We start from the raw sequence: 8,489 nt of genomic DNA on the forward strand, positions 1-8,489 counted from the left end.
CCCATCATGCAAGATGATTCTTATCGGGAACGAATCCTTTTTCGTTTAGAAGCTATTGATCGGTGGGAACAAACCAATCCGAGTACCTTTTTAGAGTACAACTGGCCCGAACAAGCCCGTCACGATCTCAACGATTACCTGGATAAGCCTCCAGAAGAGCAAGCTCGCTATTTACAACAAGAAGTGGCCATTCATATACAAAGGCATGAAAGAAACGCACACAAAGCGCGTATACAAGATTACGGACGCGACTTCACGCGGTGAGGGTATTGAATGCCCCTTTAGGGTTATGATTTCACAAACTTCCGAACAACCCAAATGGCTTTGTCTAGCCATTTGGGTTGTTCGTTCGACCTAGACCAATTGATATTCACAAAAAAGACGCCCGTATCGCTAGGGGCGCCTAGTGCTTCCGTTAATTGACATTATGTTAACTAGCTAATTTAAGTAAGTATCTAGATAACCCGATTTCACCATATTGTAGTTAAATACCTTCCCAATGTACTCCATCGCTTCTTTCAGATGCGACTTATCACTGTCCCAACCACGGCCGTCCGTGATATAAATGAATTCATGATTAGTTCTACTGAATCTACTATGTAAATCTTTAAACTCAGTTGCTGATGCTTTCATTTTAGAACCAGTTGAATTAAAATTATTCACTTCAAATAAATAAAGTTTAGATCTTTCAGAATTATATAAAGAACCATCGAACTTCCTATTTTGGAATTCTTCGCCTAAATCAACACCATAAAGTTTTCTAGCATCATCTCCAGTTGTCTGCCCATAATACAGCCAATTCCTTTCCTTTGCGATATTTTCTAACACTTCTTCTAAAAAAGCTTCTCCAGCTTTTCCACTTCGATTCTTCCGTCCATTAGAATCCATGCCAGCTTCTAGACCTACAGCATAATCATGGATAGATTTTCGAACTCCTTTTTTAAAAACCCAGAACAATCCACTATCGTAAAGGAATTCAATATATTTCTCTAAATTTTCTAAATCAATCTCTTTGAAATTTAAAAATATTTCTCCGTCTATCTCCTGAACCTTTAAAAAAGTTTTTTGCTTTTCTAACTTATCATCTCGAATGCCTAACAATTTCGGTACCATAAGAAGTAAGTGTGGTCTTGTACGAAAAAATTGTTTGATTTCTTCTTCATTTTTACCGATTAAGTAATCTAGTGTATATAAATCTGGTTCGTCATACAATTGAATGTTTTTTTGCACGTTATCAAAATTAATCCAATAAGATGCTACATGGCTAATAGACGAACGTGTCTCTAGAAAAAAATCTACTTTTTCTTGTGGGGACATATTTAAGTATTTAAAAACATTATATTTCATTGTCTAGCCTCTCTTTAATAATTAGTAATCAGGACTTCTTCTATTTTTCCTCGTTCAGTAGCTTTAGAATTAATCATTCTGGTTGCTTGTACTTTTTTTATAGTATGCGAATACTCCTTATACAAATCATGAACAATACTTGAATTTGAGTTGGACAGCATAACAAATGCCCCTCTTCGATCTAATTCTTTAAATACATCTCTAAGTCTTTCTTGTGAAGATAAATTGAAGCCGGAAGCTGTATACGAAGTAAAGTTAGCTGTTTCACTTAACGGTACATAAGGAGGGTCTAAATAAATAAAGTCCCCTTCTTTTACGTTCCTTAAAGAATCCTGAAAATCTCCATTCATGATTTTTACATTATCATGTTTTAAATACATACTAACATTCCTTAGATTCTCTTCATCTACAATTTTTGGATTTTTATAACGGCCATACGGAGTATTAAATTGGTTATTCGAGTTTACTCGATACAACCCATTAAAATTAACTCGAAGCATATAAAGTATTCGAGCAGCTCTCCATGTTTTATTTGTATCATGTATCCGTCCATCTCTATCAAAAGATCTGATATGGTAGTAATATTCACTACAATTCTGTTTCTGATGTTGTTTCAATAAAGTTATTAATTTCTCTACATCATCTCGAATAACCTCATACGTTTCGATTAATGCTTGGTTATAATCATTGATCACTGCTTTTTGAGGTTGCATTTCAAATAACAAAGCGCCTCCACCTACAAAAGGCTCATAATAGGTTTCAAATTCTTTTGGTACATACTCTAATAGCTGGGGTAGCAATTGACGCTTCCCGCCTGTCCATTTTGTAAACGGCTTTAACTCAAGTGTTTGTGTTAATGGTTTTCCCATGCTAAACACTCCTTTACTTATTATTCATACCACATTATATCATTAGATAAATTCAAACAATAGTTAAATACGATTCCGTTTGAATAGGTGCGCTTCCTGTTCGCGTAATTCAGCCATAATGTCTTCTAATGACCGTTTAGGATTTTCAGCTGTATTCATAGACGTTTCTTGTTTTTCTTTTTTGATTTCAGACACAGATTTATCTTTATCAAATTTAGATAATTTTAGTAGTTCATCTGATACTTCAAGTCCACTTTCAAAACCATTATTTGAACTTAAAGCTGTGAAAGCTATATTTTTATTATTATTTACATATCCCTGTATTGTTGGTCCAAGTGGTGTGCTTTTTACACTAGTTAATGTAACTGATGTGATGTCTTTATAATTATATTTTAGATATAATGTGATGTCTTCTTTTTGTTCTTCCATCAGTTTTTTTTCACTCTCAGTAAGTCCGCTCTCTTTCTTTTCTTCATGAGTATTCATAAATAAATAACCCCCTGTAATAATTGGAATACTAATACAAAACAAACCTAATATGATTGCAAGTGCAATACCTATTATCCTTACCTTTTTCACTTTTCACTCTGCTCCTCCCGTTGTGCATGTATGCTTGCATATTTTTCTAATTTTTATTGTAAACCAAACATGTATTGATGTAATATACTTATAAAGAAATAATAACATATTTCAGGAGATGAGTAGGTAATGAGAATGACAGATGAAGGTAACTTCAAGTTATCTCAATGGGTTTATAGTGATTCAAAATTGAAAGTTGGAAAAACAATTAAGATAAAAGATGGAACCTGGACAACTATAAAATCCATTAATTCTAGTAACGGATTACAAGCGGTAGCGGTTGTTCCAACAAAAGAATATCAAGCATATAAAGCTGGTAAAAGTAATCACTTTAGCAAAGTTGTTTTTGTTTCTCGTGGATCTGAAGAACTTGCGGATTGGAAACAAAATGCCAAATTAATAAATAATAAAGTAGATGACCAATTTAAAAGCTATGAGAGCTTTGTCAATCAATTTTTAAAAGACTATCAAGTCGATGATTATAGTTTTACTGGACATAGCTTAGGAGGAGCACTTGCCCAATATGAGGCTGTTAAACATACTAAAAATGCCGTTACATTTGCGGCAGCACGCGCTTATAATAAATTAACACCTGAAGAACAGGCAAAAGCCAAGGAAGGAAAGTATTGGAATTTAATCAAAGACTATCGTCATTCCGATGATATCGTAGGTATGTTACCTCCCAATGCCTTATCTTTCTATCCTCAATATTTTATGGAGCGAAATACTGGTCAAAAAAGTACACTAGATGCCTTTGCCATCGGCGGACATATGACGCCTACTTTTGAAGGGTGTTTTGGAACCGATGGTTCTGCTCAATTACTCTATAAACCAGCTGACATTCGTAAACTTGGACAGACCATTCAACAAGTTGGAACGGAATACATAGACAACATGATTCAAGACCTGGAAGATTTTAGACAAGAACAAGGTGAACTATTCAAAGCTCTTTATCGTAAATATGTCGCACGTACCGAAGGTGGGGATTTGAATCGTCTTTCTGAACAAGATATTCATGATCAGTTTAGTCAATTTGCCTACAAGCGAGTAGATGGGGCTTATCGTTTTTATGATGATGAGCTATTATGTAACCAAATTAGCCATTTAACCCAAGAACAATTTGCTTGGAAAAAGCTTGGAATACGTGTTGTAGACGCAGCCAACTCTATTGAAAAAAATGATCATAAACTAGCTCAAATTTTAGGAACGAACCTTCAAGAAATGATCCAAACAACAAATGGCTCAAATACCATTACCGGTCTTGCTGGCTATGCATCTGGCGTAGGTATTTCTCTTTCCAGGGGAGATAAATTAGCTGGTATAGGTGGAACCCTGGCTGGTACTGTAGTTAAGAAATTGAAAGGAGCCAAATAAGTATGGATTGGGGAAGTGAATTAGCTCACATTAATCATAAAATTGCTAAAGCGATAGACGAAGGAAAAGAAGATGTTCTAGATTCTCTAAATGACATGAAAAAGGGGGTAGAACGGCAGTTGCAACTCGGACAGTTAAGTCGAGAGTTAGCTCATGACACTCAAGATTACGTTGAAGATGCCAAACGTTCACTCCAAAATAAACAACATCGTTTTGAGGATTTAGACCATCGAGCTAGCGATATTCAAGCACAATTATCCAAGTCTTTCGAGAGTCATGCTGGAAGTATTGCTTCACAGGAATTAGCAAACACACGGCTTAAAATCTATCGCGATTTGCAAGACGACTACGAAGAAATTATAAAAAGTTGCCAAGTTCATTTCTTTTAACGAACGCTTATCGGCTTACTGATTTCTCTCAGAGCGCACACGGTGCGTTTTGGGAGTTTTTTTGTTTTTTATGAAGAAAAACACTTGATTGGGTAAAAATCCCGTCAACGAGCTCTCCTGACCTTTTAAAGGGGTTGTTAGGGCTTGCCCTGACCGACGAAGTCGTCTTGACTCTTTATTTGGAACATATAAACAAGAATAATGGTTCCGATAATATATATGTCAACTAGTCTTACCTGCCTTTACAGATGGTTTTTGTCAACGAGCAACTGCGAGGCGGAGTGAAACGGAGAATGTTTTTTTAAATGTGAGCCGTTTTTTGGCTCACTCCTTTTGGTTTTGTTCCTTTTTTTGAATTTCTTTTTAAACTTCTTTTTAAACCTCTTAACGGGAGCTGTAAAATGTTTAACGTCAATGCTTTCAGAAGTTTATCAATACTGTTTTGTCTGTTTATCAATACTGTTTTGTCTGTTTATCAATACTGTTTTGTCTGTTTATCAATACTGTTTTGTCTGTTTATCAATACTGTTTTGTCTGTTTATCAATACTGTTTGTCAATCGATAAGTATTGATAAAATCTTAAATTATGCTATATTAACTTAAGAGGTGATAATTTGGCTAAAAATGAACTTGTAAAATACCATACTGAACTAAATACTATTCCGCTGCGTAAATTCACTCCTGTAGAAATGAATTTATTTTTCTCAATTATTTCTCGTATGCGTGACAAAGGAGAAACGACTGTTCATTTTGAATTTAAACAGCTAAAAGAACTTAGTGATTATAAACCAACTGCAAACAGAAGATTTGTTACTGATTTAGAAACTACTTATGATAAGCTACTGGATTTGCGATTTGGGACAAGAAGTTCTGATGGATTGGATAGTAAAAGATTTGTAATGTTTACAGATTTTAAAATCAAAGGAAATACTGAAAATCCATATGTAGAAATATCTGTACACCCAAATGCTATTTATCTTTTAAATGATTTAGAAGAGTGGGTTCGCTATTCTTTGAAGCAATTCAATGACCTTCAAAGTAGCTATGCTAAGACAATGTTTCGCCTTTTAAAACAATACAGAACAAAAGGAGTAGCCTATTTTTCAAAAAATGAACTTTTTGAGTTATTAGACATTCCTGCAAGTTATGATCGTAACAAAGGAAAACTTACACAAAACGTTTTAAATCCAATAAAAATTGAACTTGCTCCCATATTCAAGGGATTACAAATAACTAAAAAATATGGTACGGGGCGTGGTAAACCAGTTATAGGATATAAATTCACATTCAAAGCTGAGTCTAAAAATGCAAATGATTTTAATAAACGAGCTCCACGTACTGAACTGAACGAAAAAATAAAAGATATTCGTAAAAGCTCTCTTTCACCTCAGAATAAAGATATGTTAATTGAACAGCTCAGTCTTCGACTTGAATCCTAAATGAAAGGAACATAGATATGACAGATAAAACAATTCTTGAGCTCGCCCAAGAATTAGGCGTTTCCAAAGACAAAGTAAAATACAGGATTAAAAAATTACCTAGGGAGTTATTATATAAAAAACAAGGTATTACCTACATAAAAAAACAAGGTTTATCAATAATCATCGAGGATTTTCTAGGTAACAAAAACCAGAAAAAAGATAGGGAAATACCTATGGAAATTACCCATCTAAAAAAACATATCGAAAGCTTAGAAAAACAATTACTAATAAAAGACAAACAATTATTCCAGCAGGCAACCACTAAGGACAAGCAAATAGATAACTTGCAAAAATTACTAGATCAGCAACAACAACTTATGCAGGCAGAACAAAAAAAGAATCAATTATTTTTAGAAGAAGCTAAACAAACAGTAGATGCAGAAAAAAATGGTTTTTTTAATCGATTGTTTAGTGGTTCCAAGAAATAAATTCGAAGTCTTTCTAAAAGTTAGATCCAAATTCCAACTATTTATAAAGTTTGGCAAATACTAGCCAAAAAGAAGTATGGATATATTGTGATTTAACCCTGATTTCCACGATGGTATTTATTTTTGATATTCACGATTTAGATACGATGATGAAACGATTACTCAACGAATTAAACCGCTATGCTGCCTATCGAAATATAACTAAACTTCAGTTAATTGTCACCTTTAACTATTGTACAGTACACCGTTTGAATCAAAAATTTCAAAAGACAAAGCCAATTCTACATAGAAAAGTCAACCATATTAAAACATATTGAAAAATAGAGACTGAAAAAAGAAACCGCTGGTTTCAATTTTTGGTCTTTTTGGTTTGCTACAGCAAACCCTTGCATGAGCAAGGAGACCTCGTAGAGCACATTCTTTACGTAGTAAAGTATAATGTGCTACACTTTACTTGGAAGTCTTCCGATTAGGCGCATTTAGGTGATTTTTTGAACCTTTTTCATATAATCCCTTGCGTTCACTAGGTTTTGGGGTGCCATCATTTTGCCAGCTTGACAACTTGATACCACCTTGCCAAGCTGTTAAACGATTGGGAGAGAAAAAGTTTCGTAGGAGTGATAGACATGTCGTATTTAGTCGCCCATGGCGAGAAAATGAAAGCTGGCAATTTAAGTGGTTTACAACATCATGTGCAACGTGAAACCAAACATCATACCAACCCAGATATTGATACCACCAAAAGCCATTTGAATTATGATTTAATTCATGGCGATCAGTCGATTTCTTTTCATAAACATGTCCAGGACATTATTACATCTCAACGCACGTCTCAACGGGCCATCCGTAAGGATGCCGTTTTAGTCCATACGTGGATTATTTCCAGTGATACGGCTTTTTTTGAGGAGCTATCCCCTTCTGAAACCAAGCGCTATTTCGAAGTGGCCACGCAATATTTTGCGGACCGATATGGTCCGCAAAATATTGCGTATGCGCATGTCCATTTAGACGAAACCACCCCGCATATGCACATTGGCATCGTCCCCATGACCGAAGATGGCCGTTTAAGTGCGAAAACGTTGTTTTCTCGAAATGCCTTACGTGAGATTCAGGGACAGCTGGCTAGCGTTTTACAAATCGAAGGGTTTGATATTCAGCGTGGAGAAGAGAATTCGAAACGCGAACATTTAAGTGTCGCAGAGTTTAAACTACAGGCCAAACAACGCGAATTGGAACGCCTGGAGCACAAACACGCCGAGCTCTTAGCTAAAAGTAAACAACTGGATCCAACCAAATTCATACGCTCGGCTGTCGATGAACATGTCAACCAAAAACAACCTGGTTTTTTGGGGAAATGGGAAGAAGTCCCTACGGGACGAAAAATTTTGAACGCGACCACGTTTGACGAAATCAAAGATTTGGTAGAAGGCTATCAAGCACAAGCCATTCAGATTGAACAACAAGCACAGCACATTCAAGTCTTAGAACAAAAACAGCAACAACAAGCCCAAAAGATGCAACATTTCGAAACCCGTTTAGCTCAAAAAGAACAAATCAATCAACACCTGCAGGCGCAGCTACATAAAACGGAAAAAGAAGCCACCAAGTGGCGGAAAATTGCAGAAACCTGGAAACAAGTGGTGACCCGATTCCTACCCGAATTAGGACGCGAAGTGAGCCAGAAAATCGGGATTTTCCTAGGGAAACAATTAGACCGTGTAAAAATCGCAGTTCGGCAAGTCTTTCAACCCAATGATCCCCTCCGTGATGCGGCGGAACACGGGCAAGCACTCTCCTTAAATCAGCGCCTGTATATTACAGAGATGTGCCAATGGGAAGAACAGCCCCTGCAGCCTGATTCACAGACAAAAGAGTGGGCGACTACGCCCTTTACACCCATCATGCAAGATGATTCTTATCGGGAACGAATCCTTTTTCGTTTAGAAGCTATTGATCGGTGGGAACAAACCAATCCGAGTACCTTTTTAGAGTACAACTGGCCCGAACAAGCCCGTCACGATC

9 protein-coding genes are annotated in these 8,489 nt (G+C 36.0%); 6 read left to right on the plus strand and 3 right to left on the minus strand.

Annotated features, from left to right (window positions below; translation table 11 throughout):
- Window positions 1-264: hypothetical protein (locus CFS60_RS13995; RefSeq protein WP_220387239.1), on the plus strand; the 264-nt coding region annotated here is incomplete at its 5' end.
- A 174-nt stretch (window positions 265-438) separates the two neighbouring features.
- Here CFS60_RS13995 and CFS60_RS13700 read toward each other — a convergent pair.
- The 3 genes from CFS60_RS13700 to CFS60_RS13710 all read right to left on the minus strand — a co-directional run bounded on the left by CFS60_RS13700 (window position 439) and on the right by CFS60_RS13710 (window position 2,795).
- Window positions 439-1,347, minus strand: coding sequence for a DpnII family type II restriction endonuclease (locus CFS60_RS13700; protein WP_088839394.1), 909 nt, complete (start codon window positions 1,345-1,347; stop codon window positions 439-441).
- Between the two features lie 14 nt (window positions 1,348-1,361).
- Window positions 1,362-2,216 carry a DNA adenine methylase gene (locus tag CFS60_RS13705; protein WP_088839395.1) on the minus strand — a complete coding sequence of 285 codons (855 nt, stop codon included), beginning with the start codon at window positions 2,214-2,216 and terminating at the stop codon, window positions 1,362-1,364.
- 63 nt (window positions 2,217-2,279) lie between these two features.
- The gene (locus CFS60_RS13710) at window positions 2,280-2,795 is read right to left on the minus strand and encodes a DUF1433 domain-containing protein (RefSeq protein WP_159458316.1); all 516 of its coding nucleotides are present in this window, start codon (window positions 2,793-2,795) and stop codon (window positions 2,280-2,282) included.
- A gap of 135 nt (window positions 2,796-2,930) precedes the next feature.
- On the opposite strand from CFS60_RS13710, the gene CFS60_RS13715 reads away from it, so the two are divergent.
- The 5 genes from CFS60_RS13715 to mobV all read left to right on the plus strand — a co-directional run.
- Window positions 2,931-4,169, plus strand: coding sequence for an Mbeg1-like protein (locus CFS60_RS13715; protein ID WP_159458317.1), 1,239 nt, complete (start codon window positions 2,931-2,933; stop codon window positions 4,167-4,169).
- Window positions 4,170-4,171: 2 nt separating this feature from the next.
- On the plus strand, window positions 4,172-4,558 hold the full coding sequence (locus CFS60_RS13720) for a hypothetical protein (RefSeq protein ID WP_088839398.1): 387 nt from the start codon (window positions 4,172-4,174) through the stop codon (window positions 4,556-4,558).
- Window positions 4,559-5,172: 614 nt separating this feature from the next.
- Window positions 5,173-5,997, plus strand: coding sequence for a replication initiation protein (locus CFS60_RS13725; RefSeq protein ID WP_088839399.1), 825 nt, complete (start codon window positions 5,173-5,175; stop codon window positions 5,995-5,997).
- A 17-nt stretch (window positions 5,998-6,014) separates the two neighbouring features.
- Entirely contained in the window at window positions 6,015-6,467 is a 453-nt protein-coding gene (locus tag CFS60_RS13730) for a DNA-binding protein (RefSeq protein ID WP_088839400.1), read from the plus strand.
- A gap of 626 nt (window positions 6,468-7,093) precedes the next feature.
- Window positions 7,094-8,489 (plus strand): MobV family relaxase (gene mobV / locus CFS60_RS13735; protein WP_179946610.1); only part of this gene is annotated, 1,396 nt, incomplete at its 3' end.

This window comes from Listeria sp. ILCC792 (assembly GCF_900186135.1).
GTDB lineage: Bacteria > Bacillota > Bacilli > Lactobacillales > Listeriaceae > Listeria > Listeria goaensis.

Bases quoted from the DNA above. Each gene is read 5' to 3' on its own strand.
- CFS60_RS13715 (WP_159458317.1), top strand. From the start codon at position 2,931: ATGACAGATGAAGGTAACTTCAAGTTATCTCAATGGGTTTATAGTGAT.
- CFS60_RS13700 (WP_088839394.1), bottom strand. From the start codon at position 1,347: ATGAAATATAATGTTTTTAAATACTTAAATATGTCCCCACAAGAAAAA.
- CFS60_RS13720 (WP_088839398.1), top strand. From the start codon at position 4,172: ATGGATTGGGGAAGTGAATTAGCTCACATTAATCATAAAATTGCTAAA.
- CFS60_RS13705 (WP_088839395.1), bottom strand. From the start codon at position 2,216: ATGGGAAAACCATTAACACAAACACTTGAGTTAAAGCCGTTTACAAAA.
- CFS60_RS13730 (WP_088839400.1), top strand. From the start codon at position 6,015: ATGACAGATAAAACAATTCTTGAGCTCGCCCAAGAATTAGGCGTTTCC.